Below are 21,090 nucleotides of genomic sequence, written 5' to 3' on the forward strand. Positions count from 1 at the left end.
TCACGGATCGACCTGAAGGTTCCCATCGTCCAGCAGATTATTGATGATTTCTGAATCCGAGCCACCCAGCGACGATAAATCCACACCCTTCAGCGTCACCTTCTGGGTCACATCACCATTGGCCTGACTGCTTATTTCTACGGTGGTATCACCATCCGCGAAGTTAAAGTGCAGGTATTCATCCAGCTGATGGTTCTCTTCATCCACCAGTACATCACTCAGATCCAGAACATCACCACCTTGCCCAGTATGGAAATCGGTAATAGTGTCTTCAGCTGGCGCTTCCGCAGTACCTGCATCATCGGCGTGCCAGATGAAACTGTCAGCACCGTCGCCACCGATCAGGATGTCATTGCCTGAACCACCGATAATACTGTCACCGCCCTGTCCGCCATAGACTGTATCATCGCCACCGCTGGCTTCAATAATATCTGCGCCACCAGTCCCGTTAATGATTTCCGACTGATCTGTTCCGGTAAAGTTGTCAGTTAATGCACCTTTCACACTCAAGGAGAATGTCTGATTCTGACTGCTGAGGCTGCCATCACTGACGGTAAAGCTAAAGCTGCTGCTAACATCGGTATCTGTTGTCGGTGTTACGTAAGACAGATTTTCTACATCTGCCACAGTAATGACCTGGTTAGCGGTAACAGCCACCCCGCTCAGCATTAACGAACCAGTTGCAGGCAATGTCGTAATGGTAACGGATTGCAGCGTGTCACCTGCATCCACATCGTTGAAGTTGAAATCCTCTCCCTTAAAGCTGTAACTGTCAGCCTGACTTAATAGCAGGGTGCTATCCGTTGCAGTGGGTACTTCGTTCTGGTCAGTGACCCTGACCGTATAATCACGGGAGTCCGTCAGATTTCCATCAGAAACCTGAACAGTAATCGTATGGGTCGAATCTGCCTCATGATCCAGCACGGCACCAGCAGCCACAGATACCTCTCCTGTACTGCTATTGATCGTGAATCGCCCACCGGCATCATTGGTTAAGGAGTAGGTGAGGGTGTCCTGCTCTTCATCAACAGCACTGACAGTACCAATTGAAACACCATCTGTACTGTTTTCTGCAACCAGGAAAGCATCATCCAGCTGGTTCTCAATGGTGCCGACGTCATAGATGGCTTTAACCTGGCTTGGGGTCAGCGCTTTGTCATAAACAGCGAACTCGTCAAGAGCACCGTTAAAATCACCTTCATTCCAGTTGCTTTTCATTATGTAGTTATTATCACGGACTCTTTCAGACGGTACAGTTCCATCGGCCTGACCAGCCAATTCACCATTTTTGTAGATACTCAGAGTGCCGTCACCAGCAATGGTCGCAGTTACATGCACCCACTCTCCCGCCGGGAAGAAATAGGGAATATCAAGGCCTGATTGCCTGCCTCCCTGGTCACCATAGATATGGAAAGACAAGCCATTGCTGACTCCCGACTGACCCATTATAATGTTCCCCCGGCCCGCTCCATCACCAAAGTCGAAAATTCGGCTCCAGGCCTTGTCAAAGCTGTCATATTTCACCCAGGTCGATACTGACATCTCCCCGCCCGTAACCAGCCCTTCAGCTTCGGCTCCTCCAGGCGTCCCATTCATTGTTAAAGCTGTACCTGAACCATCATAGCCAGCCCCCGGAGTAAGGCTAGCGCTGCCATCCAAAGTCAAACTATGACCATTGCCCGTATTATCGTTGCTGTCATCAAAGCTGTAAGCCGCGATGATTTCTTCAACCCCGGAGTAAGAAGCCAGCTCTGGCGCTTCATTCACTTCGGTAACATCCAGCGCCCAGAGAATGTCTGTTGATTCCGCACCGTCGGATACAGTGATATTCACCGCCAGAGAACCTACGTCCTGTTGCCCTGGTGTACCACTAAAGGTGCGGGAGGCAGCATCAAAGCTCAACCAGTCCGGCAATGGGTCGCCACTGGACAGGGTGGCAGAGAATGAAAGAGCATCGCCATCCGCATCTGTAAACGCTTCAGCAGGCAGGGTGTAGCTGAATACTGCGTCTTCTGCTGCGGACTGGCTATCAGGAGCGGTAACGACTTCCGGAGCATCGTTGACCGCACCGAACGTCAGCGTTGCCTGTGTCGCCGTCGTATCGGTGCCATCGGAGATGGTGTAATCCAGTGCCACTGTACCGTTGAAATTACTGCCAGGTGTGAACTCATAGTGATCATGACTGGTGAGACTTCCTGCGGTAGTCACTGTGTGGTTGTTGGTTGTATCCACAACCTGACCATTTTCAGCCCTGATGTCCAATGCCAGGCTGGAGCTGGCATCAGCGACACGAACTCCGGCTTCTATATCAGCCTGGCTAACCGCATCATACGACAGTGTTACAAAACCAAGCTCAGCATTGGTCAGGGACTGAGACGGGTCAAATTCTCCCCCGTAGACATCCCGATCCTGACCAATGCTTATTGCCCCATCAGCCTCAAGGGTTTGACCCGGGGCTACGGTTTGGGTTTCAACCAGTTGGTGGTTGTCAAAAAGTTTTACGTCACCACTGCCGCTGTCCCAGGTCAGGCTTATGTTATGAAGTTCGCCATCATTTATGTTAACTCCGGCAAATGTCCTTATATTTCCGTCTAGCTGGAGCATCAGGCTGCCGTCCAGATTCACGGCTATCATCAATGGATTCAACTGAACAGGTGTTACCATACTCAGGATTGAGGCAAATGATTCTTCATGACTGCCTGTTGACGTATATTCAAACTCAAGACTGAACGCATCAAAGCTTTGCAGTGTCTCAGTGACTTCTATCAGGTTGGATGTATCATCCCCAAAAGCAATCCCGTTCACTTCCGTCAGAGTGCCATCGGAACCACTGTACGACACATCACTGATCGATAGCGTATCACCGTCCGCATCAGTGGCTCCTGCCAGCAACTGGTCTTTGGTAATGGTCAGTACCGTGTCTTCTGTACCTGCAAGGCTGATCGCAGAACCGGCTGCTTCCGGAACATCATTTACAGACAGCAGGTTAACCCTTAATGTTTCGCTGGTTTGCGCACTGTCACCATTCGCTTCAGTCGCCGTAGCGTTCAGGGTGATGGTGAAATCGTCATGACTGTTGGCCGGTGGCGTCAGGGACAGAGCAGACAGGTTCCAGGTGGATACATCGACATCACTGCCATCGGTGCTGACGCTGTTAGTGCCATCTGTTAATGTGCTGCCCGATGGAATGCCGCCCAGGCTGGCTGTGACGGTTTCTGTGCCACCACTTGTTACCGAGCCAAGATCCAGCGGAATGCCGGTATCTTCAAGGCTGGTAATTTCGTAGTCGTAAGCCGGGTCGCTGCTGACTTCAATACCAACCTGAAGAACTTTCAGAGAGTCAATCCAGGTACCTGATCCATCATTCTCAGCGGACGGTTCCTGAATAGCCAGAATTGCAGAGTCACTGTTCACAGCAGGCAGCTCTATACGCTGAACCTCCCAGGCGCTGCTGGCCGGTGTAACCGTCGTCAGCAGTTCTCCATTCCAGTAAACATCAACAGAATCATCGGAAGTGTCTGAGTCACTGCGCTTACGAATGGCCAGTTCAAACACATGGGGCTGACCGTTACTGGTATCAATAGTGTGGTCAAATCCATCCTGACCTAAACCATAATCCAGTTCCACCCATTGCTGGCCTTCATGGGCAGCATTACCTCGCCATACCTCGTAGCCGTTCTGATGACTACTCCAGTCATCCAGTGAGTCAGTGACCCCATGCCAACCACCATTACCCTGGGCAGGAGATTCAAAGCCCTCGGTGCTGATGAGAATTTCATCGGTAGACACATCGAACACCGGGGCATCCGCTACAGCAGTCACATCAATCACAGCACTGTTTGCGACATCTGTCGTACCATCATTAACGTTGTAATTGAAAGCGACATCGTTGCCGTTAAAGTGCTCAGCCGGTGTAAATGTCCAGGTGTCATCACCATTATCAGTTAAGGCACCATGGCTGCTATCTGCCAGTACAAGACTGTTGACACTTAAAGTGTCGCCTTCAACATCTATCGCATTAGCAAGCAGCTGTGCTTCGGTAATAACGATGCCGGTATCTTCGTTAGTGCTGCCAAGGTCAACCACACTGGCAACCGGCGCATCGTTTGTGCCGTTGATAGTAATGACAATATCGTGCGCAGTGTTATCGAAAGATTTAACCGTGATGGTTTCCGTCAGGCTGTCACCGTCGCCCAGCGCCTGGATCGCGGTTTGGGTGTTATCCGCTGAGTAGCTCCAGTTACCGTCAGCATCGATGGTGAGATCGCCGTAAGTTCCGGTCAGTGTTTCCGCTGAGAAGGCAGCTTCGCCAGTATCGACATCAGTGATATCGAGTTTTCCGGAAGCGGTTAAGGTAGCGGCGTCGTCTTCTGTGATTGACGCAGTATCTGCGCCACTGATAATCGCAACATCGTTGGTGCCGTTAATGCTGACCGTGATGTCTTTGGTAGTACCATCCACCGACTGTACGGTGATAGTGTCGATCAGGCTGTCACCATCGCCCAGTGCCTGAATCGCTGACTGGCTATGATCCAGTGAATAGCTCCAGCTGCCGTTGGCATTGATGATCAGGGAACCGTAATTACCCGTGACAGTTTCTGCGATGAAACTGGATTCTCCAGTGTCGGTGTCGGATACATCCAGTACACCTTCTGTCCGTAACTGGTTGATGAGCGAACCATCCGAATTCATCAACTGGGCACCATTAAGTGCAAAGCTGTCATCAATAACGGATACTGTCGGGCTCAGCTCAACGGTAAGGCTCTCAGGGAAACGATCACTGATCGAATAAATTGACAGATCCGTGTAGAACCGGAGACCAATCGCTGTTAAGGATTCGCTAAAGGTAATGGTTGATCCGTCTGCACCTAAATCAAGATACCGTCCACCTGACACGCCGTCCGTAGCATGATAATCCCCACTAACATCAATAACCCCGTCAACCAGGTTATAAGCACCTAGAATTCCTGAATCAGAGGTACTGCTTACCAGTGCAGAATCTATTGGTGCAACAGTTCCGTCTGACAGAATCAACTGGACTTCGCTCAGTGTGATGACACCACTGCCGTCGACTCCCGTACCGCTGAAAGCAAACTCAGAGAATGTTTTTTCTGACCCAAAGTCAAAATCAAAGTACTTCGTGTCGCCAACACCGCTTTCCCAGTTGCCTGTCGAGGTATGGCTTGTTGCGCCCGTGTAACGAGTATCATTAAGAAGAAGATCTTCAGATTGAACAGTGTACTCGAATACAAGATTGTCGGAATTATTTCCTGATACGTAGACTGCCTGACGAGTTTCTCCTCCGACGTTTATAGAGACGGAGGGAGTACCCTGATCGGTATTGACGGTAACAGCCTGATTCATGGACAACGTTACCTGAACCGTTTCGCCCACCGTAGTGATCATATTTTTGTCAGCTGTGGAAGAGACCAGGCTGTCCTGAAATACCCGGTCTTCAACCACACTGCCTATATCAACTCCACTGATTGCAGCCGCATCGTTGGTGCCATTGATTGTGATAACAATATCGTGGGTGGTGTTATCGAAGGACTTAACCGTGATGGTTTCTGTCAGGCTGTCACCATCGCCCAGTGCCTGAACCGCTGCCTGGCTGCTGTCCGCTGAATAGTTCCAGTTACCATTGACATCAATGGTCAGTGAACCGTAGCTGCCGGTGACTGTTTCTGCGGTGAAGCTGGATTCACCGGTATCAACATCAGAAACAGTCAGCGCACCGGAAGCCATTAATGTAGCAGCGTCGTCTTCTGTGACAGTGGCGGTATCAACACCACTAATCACTGCCGCATCATTGGTGCCATTAATCGTGATGACAATATTGTGGGTGGTGTTATCGAAAGACTTAACCGTGATGGTTTCCGTCAGGCTGTCACCATCGGCCAGTGCCTGAACCGCTGCCTGGCTGCTGTCCGCTGAATAACTCCAGTTACCATTGACATCAATGGTCAGGGAACCGTAAGTCCCCGTAACGGTTTCTCCAGTAAAGCTGGCTTCACCGGTATCAACATCAGAAACGGTCAGCGCACCGGAAGCGGTTAATGTAGCAGCATCGTCTTCTGTTATTGAGGCAGTATCGACGCCGCCAATCACTGCTGCATCGTTGGTGCCATTAATCGTGATCGTGATGTTTTTCGTTGTGCCATCAGCGGACTGAACCGCTACGGTATCAGTCAGGCTGTCACCGTCACCCAGCGCCTGGATCGCAGTTTGGGTGTTATCCGCTGAGTAGCTCCAGTTACCGTCAGCATCGATGGTGAGATCGCCGTAAGTTCCGGTCAGTGTTTCCGCTGAGAAGGCAGCTTCGCCAGTATCGACATCAGTGATATCGAGTTTTCCGGAAGCGATTAAGGTAGTAGTAGCGTCGTTTTCTGTGATTGACGCAGCATCTGTACCGCTGATAACCGCAATATCATTAATACCGTTAATGGTGACCGTGATGTCTTTGGTAGTACCATCCACCGACTGTACGGTGATAGTGTCGATCAGGCTGTCACCATCGCCCAGTGCCTGAACCGCTGCCTGGCTGCTGTCCGCTGAATAACTCCAGTTACCATTGACATCAATGGTCAGGGAACCGTAAGTCCCCGTAACGGTTTCTCCAGTAAAGCTGGATTCACCGGTATCAACATCAGAAACGGTCAGCGCACCGGAAGCGGTTAATGTAGCAGCGTCGTCTTCTGTGACAGTGGCGGTATCAACACCGTCAATGATTGCCGCATCATTAGTGCCATTGATGGTGATAACAATATCGTGGGTGGTGTTATCGAAGGACTTAACGGTGATGGTTTCTGTAAGGCTGTCACCATCACCCAATGCCTGAATCGCTGCCTGACTGTTAGCCGCTGAATAGCTCCAGTTACCGTTGGCATCAATAGTCAGAGAACCGTAGGTTCCCGTAACGGTTTCTCCAGTAAAGCTGGCTTCACCGGTATCAACATCAGAAACGGTCAGCGCACCGGAAGCGGTTAATGTAGCAGTATCGTCTTCTGTGACAGTGGCGGTATCAATACCACCAATCACTGCCGCATCATTAGTGCCATTGATCGTGATAACAATATTGTGTGTGGTGTTATCGAAGGACTTAACCGTGATGGTTTCTGTCAGGCTGTCACCGTCGCCCAGCGCCTGGATTGCGGCTTGAGTGTTATCCGCTGAGTAGCTCCAGTTACCGTCAGCATCGATGGTGAGGTCACCATAAGTGCCGGTCAATGTTTCAGCTGAGAAGACGGCCTCACCCGTATCGGCATCCGTGATATCCAGTTTGCCGGTAGCGGTTAAGGTAGCGGCGGCGTCTTCTGTGATTGACGCAGCATCTGTACCGCTGATAACCGCAATATCATTAATACCGTTAATGGTGACCGTGATGTCTTTGGTAGTACCATCCACCGACTGTACGGTGATAGTGTCGATCAGGCTGCCACCATCGCCCAGCGCCTGGATCGCGGTTTGAGTGTTATCCGCTGAGTAGCTCCAGTTACCGTCAGCATCGATGGTGAGGTCACCATAAGTGCCGGTCAATGTTTCAGCTGAGAAGACGGCCTCACCCGTATCGGCATCCGTGATATCCAGTTTGCCGGTAGCGGTTAAGGTAGCGGCGTCGTCTTCTGTGACAGTGGCGGTATCAACACCACCAATCACTGCCGCATCATTAGTGCCATTGATCGTGATAACAATATTGTGTGTGGTGTTATCGAAGGACTTAACCGTGATGGTTTCTGTCAGGCTGTCACCTTCGCCCAGCGCCTGGATCGCGGTTTGAGTGTTATCCGCTGAGTAGCTCCAGTTGCCGTCAGCATCGATGGTGAGGTCACCATAAGTGCCGGTCAATGTTTCAGCTGAGAAGACGGCCTCACCCGTATCGGCATCCGTGATATCCAGTTTGCCGGTAGCGGTTAAGGTAGCGGCGTCGTCTTCTGTGATTGACGCAGCATCTGTACCGCTGATAACCGCAATATCATTAATACCGTTAATGGTGACCGTGATGTCTTTGGTAGTACCATCCACCGACTGTACGGTGATAGTGTCGATCAGGCTGTCACCATCGCCCAGTGCCTGAATGGCGGTTTGGGTGCTATCGGCTTCGTAGCTCCAATTGCCGTCCGCATCGATAGTCACGGAACCATAAGTTCCGGTGACGGTTTCGGCTGAGAACGCTGCTTCGCCGGTATCGGCATCGGTAACATCGAGTTTGCCGGAAGCGGTTAATGTGGAAGCATCGTCTTCTGTTATTGAGGCAGTATCGATGCCGCCAATCACTGCCGCATCATTAGTGCCATTGATCGTGATAACAATATTGTGGGTGGTGTTATCGAAGGACTTAACCATGATGGTTTCTGTCAGGCTGTCACCGTCGCCCAGCGCCTGAACCGCTGCCTGGCTGCTGTCCGCTGAATAGCTCCAGTTACCATTGGCATCAATGGTCAGGGAACCGTAGCTGCCGGTGACCGTTTCTGCGGTAAAGCTGGCTTCACCGGTATCAACATCAGAAACGGTCAGCGCACCGGAAGCCGTTAATGTGGCAGCGTCATCTTCTGTGACAGAAGCGATATCAACCCCACCAATCACTGCCACATCATTAGTGCCATTGATCGTGATAACAATATCGTGCGTGGTGTTATCGAAAGACTTAACCGTGATGGTTTCCGTCAGGCTGTCACCATCGCCAAGTGCCTGAACCGCTGCCTGGCTGCTGTCCGCTGAATAACTCCAGTTACCATTGACATCAATGGTCAGTGAACCGTAAGTTCCCGTAACGGTTTCTCCAGTAAAGCTGCCTTCACCGGTATCAACATCAGAAACGGTCAGCGCACCGGAAGCCGTTAATGTAGCGGCGTCGTCTTCTGTGACAGTGGCGGTATCAACACCACCAATCACTGCCGCATCATTAGTGCCATTGATGGTGATCACAATATCGTGGGTGGTGTTATCGAAGGACTTAACCGTGATGGTTTCTGTCAGGCTGTCACCATCGCCCAGTGCCTGAATGGCGGTTTGGGTGCTATCGGCTTCGTAGCTCCAATTGCCGTCAGCATCAATGGTGAGGTTACCATAAGTGCCGGTCAATGCTTCAGCTGAGAAGACGGCCTCACCCGTATCGGCATCCGTGATATCCAGTTTGCCGGTAGCGGTTAAGGTGGCTGCGGCGTCTTCCGTTACACTGCCCGTGTCTGTGCCGGTGATAACCGCCGCATCCCCTGCTGCCATAAAGTTAATTGTTGCCTGTGCCGCCGTCGTATCGGTGCCATCGGAGATGGTGTAATCCAGTGCCACTGTACCGTTGAAATTACTGCCAGGTGTGAACTCATAGTGATCATGACTGGTGAGACTTCCTGCGGTAGTCACTGTGTGGTTGTTGGTTGTATCCACAACCTGACCATTTTCAGCCCTGATGTCCAATGCCAGGCTGGAGCTGGCATCAGCGACACGAACTCCGGCTTCTATATCAGCCTGGCTAACCGCATCATACGACAGTGTTACAAAACCAAGCTCAGCATTGGTCAGGGACTGAGACGGGTCAAATTCTCCCCCGTAGACATCCCGATCCTGACCAATGCTTACTACCCCATCAGCCTCAAGGGTTTGACCCGGGGCTACGGTTTGGGTTTCAACCAGTTGGTGGTTGTCAAAAAGTTTTACGTCACCACTGGCGCTGTCCCAGGTCAGGCTTATGTTATGAAGTTCGCCATCATTTATGTTAACTCCGGCAAATGTCCTTATATTTCCGTCTAGCTGGAGCATCAGGCTGCCGTCCAGATTCACGGCTATCAGCAATGGATACAACTGAACAGGTGTTACCATACTCAGGATTGAGGCAAATGATTCTTCATGACTGCCTGTTGACGTATATTCAAACTCAAGACTGAACGCATCAAAGCTTTGCAGTGTCTCAGTGACTTCTATCAGGTTGGATGTATCATCCCCAAAAGCAATCCCGTTCACTTCCGTCAGAGTGCCATCGGAACCACTGTACGACACATCACTGATCGATAGCGTATCACCGTCCGCATCACTGGCTCCTGCCAGCAACTGGTCTTTGGTAATGGTCAGTGCCGTGTCTTCTGTACCTGCAAGGCTGATCGCAGAACCGGCTGCTTCCGGAACATCATTTACAGACAGCAGGTTAACCCTTAATGTTTCGCTGGTTTGCGCACTGTCACCATTCGCTTCAGTCGCCGTAGCGTTCAGGGTGATGGTGAAATCGTCATGACTGTTGGCCGGTGGCGTCAGGGACAGAGCAGACAGGTTCCAGGTGGATACATCGACATCACTGCCATCGGTGCTGACGCTGTTAGTGCCATCTGTTAATGTGCTGCCCGATGGAATGCCGCCCAGGCTGGCTGTGACGGTTTCTGTGCCACCACTTGTTACCGAGCCAAGATCCAGCGGAATGCCGGTATCTTCAAGGCTGGTAATTTCGTAGTCGTAAGCCGGGTCGCTGCTGACTTCAATACCAACCTGAAGAACTTTCAGAGAGTCAATCCAGGTACCTGATCCATCATTCTCAGCGGACGGTTCCTGAATAGCCAGAATTGCAGAGTCACTGTTCACAGCAGGCAGCTCTATACGCTGAACCTCCCAGGCGCTGCTGGCCGGTGTAACCGTCGTCAGCAGTTCTCCATTCCAGTAAACATCAACAGAATCATCGGAAGTGTCTGAGTCACTGCGCTTACGAATGGCCAGTTCAAACACATGGGGCTGACCGTTACTGGTATCAATAGTGTGGTCAAATCCATCCTGACCTAAACCATAATCCAGTTCCACCCATTGCTGGCCTTCATGGGCAGCATTACCTCGCCATACCTCGTAGCCGTTCTGATGACTACTCCAGTCATCCAGTGAGTCAGTGACCCCATGCCAACCACCATTACCCTGGGCAGGAGATTCAAAGCCCTCGGTGCTGATGAGAATTTCATCGGTAGACACATCGAACACCGGGGCATCCGCTACAGCAGTCACATCAATCACAGCACTGTTTACGACATCTGTCGTACCGTCATTAACGTTATAATTGAAGGCGACATCGTTGCCGTTAAAGTGCTCAGCCGGTGTAAATGTCCAGGTGTCATCACCATTATCAGTTAAGGCACCATGGCTGCTATCTGCCAGTACAAGACTGTTGACACTTAAAGTGTCGCCTTCAACATCTATCGCATTAGCAAGCAGCTGTGCTTCGGTAATAACGATGCCGGTATCTTCGTTAGTGCTGCCAAGGCCAACCACACTGGCAACCGGCGCATCGTTTGTGCCATTGATAGTAATGACAATATCGTGCGCAGTGTTATCGAAAGATTTAACCGTGATGGTTTCCGTCAGGCTGTCACCGTCGCCCAGTGCCTGAATGACGGCTTGGCTATTATCTGCTGAATAACTCCAGTTACCATTGACATCAATGGTCAGTGAACCGTAAGTTCCCGTAACGGTTTCTGCGGTAAAGCTGGATTCACCGGTATCAACATCAGAAACGGTCAGCGCACCGGAAGCCGTTAATGTAGCAGCATCGTCTTCTGTTATTGAGGCAGTATCGACGCCGCCAATCACTGCTGCATCGTTGGTACCATTGATCGTAATAACAATATCGTGTGTGGTGCTATCGAAGGACTTAACGGTGATGGTTTCCGTCAGACTGTCACCGTCGCCCAGTACCTGAACCGCTGCCTGGCTGCTGTCCGCTGAATAACTCCAGTTACCATTGGCATCAATGGTCAGTGAGCCGTAGCTGCCCGTAACCGTTTCTGCGGTAAAGCTGGCTTCACCGGTATCAACATCAGAAACGGTCAGCGCACCGGAAGCCGTTAATGTAGCAGCGTCGTCTTCTGTGACAGTGGCGGTATCAACACCGCCAATGATTGCCGCATCATTAGTGCCATTGATGGTGATAACAATATCGTGGGTGGTGTTATCGAAGGACTTAACCGTGATGGTTTCCGTCAGGCTGTCACCGTCGCTCAGTGCCTGAACCGCTGTCTGGCTGCTGTCCGCTGAATAACTCCAGTTGCCATTGGCATCAATGGTCAGAGAACCGTAGCTGCCCGTAACCGTTTCTGCGCTAAAGCTGGCTTCACCGGTATCAACATCAGAAACGGTCAGCGCACCGGAAGCCGTTAATGTAGCAGCATCGTCTTCTGTGACAGTGGCGGTATCAACACCACTAATCACTGCCGCATCATTGGTGCCATTGATCGTGATAACAATATTGTGGGTAGTGTTATCAAAGGACTTAACCGTGATGGTTTCGGTTAGACTGTCACCATCGGCCAGTGCCTGAACCGCTGCCTGGCTGCTGTCCGCTGAATAACTCCAGTTACCATTGGCATCAATGGTCAGAGAACCGTAAGTTCCCGTAACGGTTTCAGCGGTGAAGCTGGCTTCACCGGTATCAACATCAGAAACGGTCAGCGCACCGGAAGCCGTTAATGTAGCAGCGTCGTCTTCTGTGACAGTAATGGTATCCACACCGCCAATGATGGCTGCATCGTTGGTGCCATTGATCGTGATAACAATATCGTGGGTGGTGTTATCGAAAGACTTAACCGTGATGGTTTCTGTCAGACTGTCACCGTCGCCCAGTGCCTGAACCGCTGCCTGGCTGCTATCCGCCGAATAGTTCCAGTTACCATTGGCATCAATGGTCAGAGAACCGTAAGTTCCCGTAACGGTTTCTGGGGTAAAGCTGGCTTCACCGGTATCAACATCAGAAACGGTCAGCGCACCGGAAGCGGTTAATGTAGCAGTATCGTCTTCTGTGACAGTGGCGGTATCAACACCACCAATCACTGCCGCATCATTAGTGCCATTGATCGTGATAACAATATTGTGTGTGGTGTTATCGAAGGACTTAACCGTGATGGTTTCTGTCAGGCTGTCACCGTCGCCCAGCGCCTGGATTGCGGCTTGAGTGTTATCCGCTGAGTAGCTCCAGTTACCGTCAGCATCGATGGTGAGGTCACCATAAGTGCCGGTCAATGTTTCAGCTGAGAAGACGGCCTCACCCGTATCGGCATCCGTGATATCCAGTTTGCCGGTAGCGGTTAAGGTAGCGGCGGCGTCTTCTGTGATTGACGCAGCATCTGTACCGCTGATAACCGCAATATCATTAATACCGTTAATGGTGACCGTGATGTCTTTGGTAGTACCATCCACCGACTGTACGGTGATAGTGTCGATCAGGCTGTCACCATCGCCCAGTGCCTGAATGGCGGTTTGGGTGCTATCGGCTTCGTAGCTCCAATTGCCGTCCGCATCGATAGTCACGGAACCATAAGTTCCGGTGACGGTTTCGGCTGAGAACGCTGCTTCGCCGGTATCGGCATCGGTAACATCGAGTTTGCCGGAAGCGGTTAATGTGGAAGCATCGTCTTCTGTTATTGAGGCAGTATCGATGCCGCCAATCACTGCCGCATCATTAGTGCCATTGATCGTGATAACAATATTGTGGGTGGTGTTATCGAAGGACTTAACCATGATGGTTTCTGTCAGGCTGTCACCGTCGCCCAGCGCCTGAACCGCTGCCTGGCTGCTGTCCGCTGAATAGCTCCAGTTACCATTGGCATCAATGGTCAGGGAACCGTAGCTGCCGGTGACCGTTTCTGCGGTAAAGCTGGCTTCACCGGTATCAACATCAGAAACGGTCAGCGCACCGGAAGCCGTTAATGTGGCAGCGTCATCTTCTGTGACAGAAGCGATATCAACCCCACCAATCACTGCCACATCATTAGTGCCATTGATCGTGATAACAATATCGTGCGTGGTGTTATCGAAAGACTTAACCGTGATGGTTTCCGTCAGGCTGTCACCATCGCCAAGTGCCTGAACCGCTGCCTGGCTGCTGTCCGCTGAATAACTCCAGTTACCATTGACATCAATGGTCAGTGAACCGTAAGTTCCCGTAACGGTTTCTCCAGTAAAGCTGCCTTCACCGGTATCAACATCAGAAACGGTCAGCGCACCGGAAGCCGTTAATGTAGCGGCGTCGTCTTCTGTGACAGTGGCGGTATCAACACCACCAATCACTGCCGCATCATTAGTGCCATTGATGGTGATCACAATATCGTGGGTGGTGTTATCGAAGGACTTAACCGTGATGGTTTCTGTCAGGCTGTCACCATCGCCCAGTGCCTGAATGGCGGTTTGGGTGCTATCGGCTTCGTAGCTCCAATTGCCGTCAGCATCAATGGTGAGGTTACCATAAGTGCCGGTCAATGCTTCAGCTGAGAAGACGGCCTCACCCGTATCGGCATCCGTGATATCCAGTTTGCCGGTAGCGGTTAAGGTGGCTGCGGCGTCTTCCGTTACACTGCCCGTGTCTGTGCCGGTGATAACCGCCGCATCCCCTGCTGCCATAAAGTTAATTGTTGCCTGTGCCGCCGTCGTATCGGTGCCATCGGAGATGGTGTAATCCAGTGCCACTGTACCGTTGAAATTACTGCCAGGTGTGAACTCATAGTGATCATGACTGGTGAGACTTCCTGCGGTAGTCACTGTGTGGTTGTTGGTTGTATCCACAACCTGACCATTTTCAGCCCTGATGTCCAATGCCAGGCTGGAGCTGGCATCAGCGACACGAACTCCGGCTTCTATATCAGCCTGGCTAACCGCATCATACGACAGTGTTACAAAACCAAGCTCAGCATTGGTCAGGGACTGAGACGGGTCAAATTCTCCCCCGTAGACATCCCGATCCTGACCAATGCTTATTGCCCCATCAGCCTCAAGGGTTTGACCCGGGGCTACGGTTTGGGTTTCAACCAGTTGGTGGTTGTCAAAAAGTTTTACGTCACCACTGCCGCTGTCCCAGGTCAGGCTTATGTTATGAAGTTCGCCATCATTTATGTTAACTCCGGCAAATGTCCTTATATTTCCGTCTAGCTGGAGCATCAGGCTGCCGTCCAGATTCACGGCTATCATCAATGGATTCAACTGAACAGGTGTTACCATACTCAGGATTGAGGCAAATGATTCTTCATGACTGCCTGTTGACGTATATTCAAACTCAAGACTGAACGCATCAAAGCTTTGCAGTGTCTCAGTGACTTCTATCAGGTTGGATGTATCATCCCCAAAAGCAATCCCGTTCACTTCCGTCAGAGTGCCATCGGAACCACTGTACGACACATCACTGATCGATAGCGTATCACCGTCCGCATCAGTGGCTCCTGCCAGCAACTGGTCTTTGGTAATGATCAGTGCCGTGTCTTCTGTACCTGCAAGGCTGATCGCAGAACCGGCTGCTTCCGGAACATCATTTACAGACAGCAGGTTAACCCTTAATGTTTCGCTGGTTTGCGCACTGTCACCATTCGCTTCAGTCGCCGTAGCGTTCAGGGTGATGGTGAAATCGTCATGACTGTTGGCCGGTGGCGTCAGGGACAGAGCAGACAGGTTCCAGGTGGATACATCGACATCACTGCCATCGGTGCTGACGCTGTTAGTGCCATCTGTTAATGTGCTGCCCGATGGAATGCCGCCCAGGCTGGCTGTGACGGTTTCTGTGCCACCACTTGTTACCGAGCCAAGATCCAGCGGAATGCCGGTATCTTCAAGGCTGGTAATTTCGTAGTCGTAAGCCGGGTCGCTGCTGACTTCAATACCAACCTGAAGAACTTTCAGAGAGTCAATCCAGGCACCTGATCCATCATTCTCAGCGGACGGCTCCTGAATAGTCAGAATTGCAGAGTCACTGTTCACAGCAGGCAGCTCTATACGCTGAACCTCCCAGGCGCTGCTGGCCGGTGTAACCGTCGTCAGCAGTTCTCCATTCCAGTAAACATCAACAGAGTCATCGGAAGTGTCTGAGTCACTGCGCTTACGAATGGCCAGCTCAAACACATGGGGCTGACCGTTACTGGTATCAATAGTGTGGTCAAATCCATCCTGACCTGCACCATAATCCAGTTCCACCCATTGCTGGCCTTCATGGGCAGCATTACCTCGCCATACCTCGTAGCCGTTCTGATGACTACTCCAGTCATCCAGTGAGTCAGTGACCCCATGCCAACCACCATTACCCTGGGCAGGAGATTCAAAGCCCTCGGTGCTGATGAGAATTTCATCGGTAGACACATCGAACACCGGGGCATCCGCTACAGCAGTCACATCAATCACAGCACTGTTTGCGACATCTGTCGTACCATCATTAACGTTGTAATTGAAAGCGACATCGTTGCCGTTAAAGTGCTCAGCCGGTGTAAATGTCCAGGTGTCATCACCATTATCAGTTAAGGCACCATGGCTGCTATCTGCCAGTACAAGACTGTTGACACTTAAAGTGTCGCCTTCAACATCTATCGCATTAGCAAGCAGCTGTGCTTCGGTAATAACGATGCCGGTATCTTCGTTAGTGCTGCCAAGGTCAACCACACTGGCAACCGGCGCATCGTTTGTGCCGTTGATAGTAATGACAATATCGTGCGCAGTGTTATCGAAAGATTTAACCGTAATGGTTTCCGTCAGGCTGTCACCGTCGCCCAGTGCCTGAATGACGGCTTGGCTATTATCTGCTGAATAACTCCAGTTACCATTGACATCAATGGTCAGTGAACCGTAAGTTCCCGTAACGGTTTCTGCGGTAAAGCTGGATTCACCGGTATCAACATCAGAAACGGTCAGCGCACCGGAAGCCGTTAATGTAGCAGCATCGTCTTCTGTTATTGAGGCAGTATCGACGCCGCCAATCACTGCTGCATCGTTGGTACCATTGATCGTAATAACAATATCGTGTGTAGTGCTATCGAAGGACTTAACGGTGATGGTTTCCGTCAGACTGTCACCGTCGCCCAGTACCTGAACCGCTGCCTGGCTGCTGTCCGCTGAATAACTCCAGTTACCATTGGCATCAATGGTCAGTGAGCCGTAGCTGCCGGTGACAGTTTCTGCGGTAAAGCTGGCTTCACCGGTATCAACATCAGAAACGGTCAGCGCACCGGAAGCCGTTAATGTAGCAGCGTCGTCTTCTGTGACAATGGCGGTATCAACACCGCCAATGATTCCCGCATCATTAGTGCCATTGATGGTGATAACAATATCGTGGGTGGTGTTATCGAAGGACTTAACCGTGATGGTTTCCGTCAGGCTGTCACCGTCGCTCAGTGCCTGAACCGCTGCCTGGCTGCTGTCCGCTGAATAACTCCAGTTACCATTGACATCAATGGTCAGTGAACCGTAGCTGCCGGTGACTGTTTCTGCGGTGAAGCTGGATTCACCGGTATCAACATCAGAAACGGTCAGCGCACCGGAAGCCGTTAATGTAGCAGCATCGTCTTCTGTGACAGTGGCGGTATCAACACCACTAATCACTGCCGCATCATTGGTGCCATTGATCGTGATAACAATATTGTGGGTAGTGTTATCAAAGGACTTAACCGTGATGGTTTCGGTTAGACTGTCACCATCGGCCAGTGCCTGAACCGCTGCCTGGCTGCTGTCCGCTGAATAACTCCAGTTACCATTGGCATCAATGGTCAGAGAACCGTAAGTTCCCGTAACGGTTTCAGCGGTGAAGCTGGCTTCACCGGTATCAACATCAGAAACGGTCAGCGCACCGGAAGCCGTTAATGTAGCAGCGTCGTCTTCTGTGACAGTAATGGTATCCACACCGCCAATGATGGCTGCATCGTTGGTGCCATTGATCGTGATAACAATATCGTGGGTGGTGTTATCGAAAGACTTAACCGTGATGGTTTCTGTCAGACTGTCACCGTCGCCCAGTGCCTGAACCGCTGCCTGGCTGCTATCCGCCGAATAGTTCCAGTTACCATTGGCATCAATGGTCAGAGAACCGTAAGTTCCCGTAACGGTTTCTGGGGTAAAGCTGGCTTCACCGGTATCAACATCAGAAACGGTCAGCGCACCGGAAGCGGTTAATGTAGCAGTATCGTCTTCTGTGACAGTGGCGGTATCAACACCACCAATCACTGCCGCATCATTAGTGCCATTGATCGTGATAACAATATTGTGTGTGGTGTTATCGAAGGACTTAACCGTGATGGTTTCTGTCAGGCTGTCACCGTCGCCCAGCGCCTGGATTGCGGCTTGAGTGTTATCCGCTGAGTAGCTCCAGTTACCGTCAGCATCGATGGTGAGGTCACCATAAGTGCCGGTCAATGTTTCAGCTGAGAAGACGGCCTCACCCGTATCGGCATCCGTGATATCCAGTTTGCCGGTAGCGGTTAAGGTAGCGGCGGCGTCTTCTGTGATTGACGCAGCATCTGTACCGCTGATAACCGCAATATCATTAATACCGTTAATGGTGACCGTGATGTCTTTGGTAGTACCATCCACCGACTGTACGGTGATAGTGTCGATCAGGCTGTCACCATCGCCCAGTGCCTGAATGGCGGTTTGGGTGCTATCGGCTTCGTAGCTCCAATTGCCGTCCGCATCGATAGTCACGGAACCATAAGTTCCGGTGACGGTTTCGGCTGAGAACGCTGCTTCGCCGGTATCGGCATCGGTAACATCGAGTTTGCCGGTAGCGGTTAATGTGGAAGCATCGTCTTCTGTTATTGAGGCAGTATCGATGCCGCCAATCACTGCCGCATCATTAGTGCCATTGATCGTGATAACAATATTGTGGGTGGTGTTATCGAAGGACTTAACCGTGATGGTTTCTGTCAGGCTGTCACCATCGCCCAGTGCCTGAACCGCTGCCTGGCTGCTGTCCGCTGAATAGCTCCAGTTACCATTGGCATCAATGGTCAGGGAACCGTAGCTGCCGGTGACCGTTTCTGCGGTAAAGCTGGCTTCACCGGTATCAACATCAGAAACGGTCAGCGCACCGGAAGCCGTTAATGTGGCAGCGTCATCTTCTGTGACAGAAGCGGTATCAACCCCACCAATCACTGCCACATCATTAGTGCCATTGATCGTGATCACAATATCGTGCGTGGTGTTATCGAAAGACTTAACCGTGATGGTTTCCGTCAGGCTGTCACCATCGCCCAATGCCTGAATCGCTGCCTGACTGTTAGCCGCTGAATAGCTCCAGTTACCGTTGGCATCAATAGTCAGGGAACCGTAAGTTCCTGTAACGGTTTCTGCGGTAAAGCTGGATTCACCGGTATCAACATCAGAAATGGTCAGTGCACCGGAAGTGGTTAATGTAGCAGCATCGTCTTCTGTGACAGAAGCGGTATCAACCCCACCAATCACTGCCACATCATTAGTGCCATTGATCGTGATCACAATATCGTGCGTGGTGTTATCGAAGGACTTAACCGTGATGGTTTCTGTCAGGCTGTCACCATCACCCAATGCCTGAATCGCTGCCTGACTGTTAGCCGCTGAATAGCTCCAGTTACCGTTGGCATCAATAGTCAGGGAACCGTAAGTTCCTGTAACGGTTTCTGCGGTAAAGCTGGATTCACCGGTATCAACATCAGAAATGGTCAGTGCACCGGAAGTGGTTAATGTAGCAGCATCGTCTTCTGTGACAGTGGCAGTATCCACACCGCCAATGATGGCTGCATCGTTGGTGCCATTGATGGTGATCACAATATCGTGGGTGGTGTTATCGAAGGACTTAACTGTGATGGTTTCTGTCAGGCTGTCACCGTCGCCCAGTGCCTGAACCGCTGCCTGGCTGCTGTCCGCTGAATAGCTCCAGTTACCATTGGCATCAATGGTCAGGGAGCCGTAACTGCCAGTGACCGTCTCTGCGGTAAAGCTGGATTCACCGGTATCAACATCAGAAACGGTCAGCGCACCGGAAGCCGTTAATGTAGCAGCATCGTCTTCTGTAACAGTAGCGGTATCAACGCCGCCAATGATGGCTGCATCGTTGGTGCCATTGATCGTGATAACAATATCGTGGGTGGTGTTATCGAAAGACTTAACCGTGATGGTTTCCGTCAGGCTGTCACCGTCGCCCAGTGCCTGAATCGCTGCCTGGCTGTTATCCGCCGAATAGTTCCAGTTACCATTGACATCAATGGTCAGAGAACCGTAGCTGCCGGTGACCGTTTCTGCGGTAAAGCTGGCTTCACCGGTATCAACATCAGAAACGGTCAGCGCACCGGAAGTAGTTAATGTGGCAGCATCGTCTTCTGTGACAGTGGCGGTATCAACACCGCCAATCACTGCCGCATCATTAGTGCCATTGATCGTGATAACAATATTGTGGGTGGTGTTATCGAAGGACTTAACCGTGATGGTTTCTGTCAGGCTGTCACCGTCGCTTAGTGCCTGAATCGCTGCCTGGCTGCTATCCGCCGAATAGTTCCAGTTACCATTGGCATCAATGGTCAGAGAACCGTAGCTGCCGGTGACCGTTTCTGCGGTAAAGCTGGCTTCGCCAGTGTCGGTATCCGTAACGGTCAGCGCACCGGAAGCCGTTAATGTAACAGCATCGTCTTCTGTTATTGAGGCTGTATCGACGCCGCCAATGATGGCTGCATCGTTGGTGCCATTGATCGTGATAACAATATTGTGAGTGGTGTTATCGAAGGACTTAACCGTGATGGTTTCGGTTAGACTGTCACCATCGGCCAGTGCCTGAACGGCTGCCTGACTGCTGTCCGCTGAATAACTCCAGTTGCCATTGGCATCAATGGTCAGTGAACCGTAGCTGCCGGTGACTGTTTCTGCGGTGAAGCTGGATTCACCGGTATCAGCATCAGAAACGGTCAGCGCACCGGAAGCCGTTAATGTAGCAGCGTCGTCTTCTGTGACAGTAATGGTATCCACACCGCCAATGATGGCTGCATCGTTGGTGCCATTGATCGTGATAACAATATTGTGAGTGGTGTTATCGAAGGACTTAACCGTGATGGTTTCTGTCAGGCTGTCACCGTCGCTCAGTGCCTGAACCGCTGCCTGGCTGCTGTCCGCTGAATAACTCCAGTTGCCATTGGCATCAATGGTCAGAGAACCGTAGCTGCCCGTAACCGTTTCTGCGCTAAAGCTGGCTTCACCGGTATCAACATCAGAAACGGTCAGCGCACCGGAAGCCGTTAATGTAGCAGCATCGTCTTCTGTGACAGTGGCGGTATCAACACCACTAATCACTGCCGCATCATTGGTGCCATTGATCGTGATAACAATATTGTGGGTAGTGTTATCAAAGGACTTAACCGTGAT

At 51.2% G+C, this 21,090-nt stretch carries 1 protein-coding gene (only partly in view); it reads right to left on the reverse strand.

Translation table 11 applies throughout. The features are described 5' to 3' along the window. Nucleotides 1-21,090, reverse strand: the 3' portion of a protein-coding gene (locus NX720_RS09465; protein ID WP_262600876.1) for a VCBS domain-containing protein. Its footprint extends 7,170 nt past the window's final position; the window shows 21,090 of its 28,260 coding nt (coding positions 7,171-28,260); its start codon lies beyond the right edge, outside the window — the gene reads right to left on this strand; the stop codon is at nt 1-3.

Source organism: Endozoicomonas euniceicola, from assembly GCF_025562755.1.
In the GTDB taxonomy this organism is placed as follows: domain Bacteria; phylum Pseudomonadota; class Gammaproteobacteria; order Pseudomonadales; family Endozoicomonadaceae; genus Endozoicomonas_A; species Endozoicomonas_A euniceicola.